Origin of the sequence: Melaminivora alkalimesophila (assembly GCF_000282995.1) — a bacterium.
Lineage (GTDB): Bacteria > Pseudomonadota > Gammaproteobacteria > Burkholderiales > Burkholderiaceae_C > Melaminivora > Melaminivora alkalimesophila.
In genome coordinates this window covers 1-1,124 of sequence record NZ_ALEE01000659.1, presented here as the reverse complement: position 1 = coordinate 1,124, position 1,124 = coordinate 1, and the positions used below count along the sequence as shown (strand labels likewise).

The 1,124-nt window shown below is 73.9% G+C and carries 2 protein-coding genes; both read left to right on the top strand.

The window, feature by feature from the left end:
* Positions 1-668: ComF family protein (locus A612_RS12810; RefSeq protein WP_019374863.1), on the top strand; the 668-nt coding region annotated here is incomplete at its 5' end.
* An 84-nt stretch (positions 669-752) separates the two neighbouring features.
* A partial coding sequence (locus tag A612_RS12805) for a tRNA (cytidine(34)-2'-O)-methyltransferase (protein ID WP_019374862.1) occupies positions 753-1,124 on the top strand: 372 nt, incomplete at its 3' end.

Genomic DNA, 1,124 nt, shown 5'->3' with positions numbered 1-1,124 from the left:
GCGCCCTGCCCAGCCAGTGCGCGCTGTGCCACGCCTGGCCGGCAGAGCGCGTGTGCCAGAGCTGCCGCCAGCGTTTCGCCCGTCCGCAGCTGCGCTGCGTGCGCTGTGCGGCCGTGCTGGCGCGCGCGCAGGCCGACTGCCGCTCCTGCGGGGACGAGGCCCCGCCGCTGGACGCGTGCTGCGCGGCCGTGGACTACGGCTACCCGTGGAGCGAGCTGCTGGCGCGCTTCAAGTTCGAGGGCGACATCGGCTGGGCCGCGCCGCTCGCCCAGCTGTGGGAGGGGGATGCGCGGGTGGAGGAGCTGCTGGCGTGCGCCCAGCTGGTCCTGCCGATTCCGCTGGCCGCGGCACGCCTGCGCACGCGCGGCTACAACCAGGCGCTGCTGCTGGCGCGTGCGCTGCGGCCGCCGGCCCCGGTGCGCAGCGACGTGTTGCTGCGCGTGCGCGCGACCGTGGCCCAGAGCTCGCTGGCGCGCGAGCGCCGTGCGGCCAACCTGCGCGGCGCCTTTGCCGTGGCCGAACCGGCCCGCCTGGGCCTGCGCGGCCGGCGCGTGCTGCTGGTGGACGACGTCATGACCACCGGCGCCACGCTGCACACCGCCGCCCGCACCCTGCGCGCCGCCGGCGCGTCCTGGGTGGGAGCGCTGGTGTTGGCACGCACGCCCTGACGATACGATTCATTACCATTGCGCCGAGATGGACAAGTCCGCACCCGCCCCTCTCGCCGCTTTCGCCGCCACAATGCGGGCGCCATGTTCCACATCGTGCTCATCGAACCCGAGATTCCGCCCAACACCGGCAACGTGATCCGGCTGTCGGCCAACGCCGGCTGCACCCTGCACCTGGTCGAGCCCCTGGGCTTTTCGATGGACGACGCGCAGCTGCGGCGCGCCGGGCTGGACTACCACGAATACGCCCGGGTGCGCCGCCATGCAGGCTGGACAGCGCTGCTGCGCGAGGAAGAGCCCGATCCGGCGCGCATCTTCGCCCTGACGACGCACGGGGAGCGAAGTGTCCACGACACCGGCTTCCTGCCTGGGGACTGGCTGGTCTTCGGCGCCGAATCGCGCGGTCTGCCGCAGGCCCTGCGCGAGAGCTTCCCGCCCGACCAGCGGCTGCGCCTG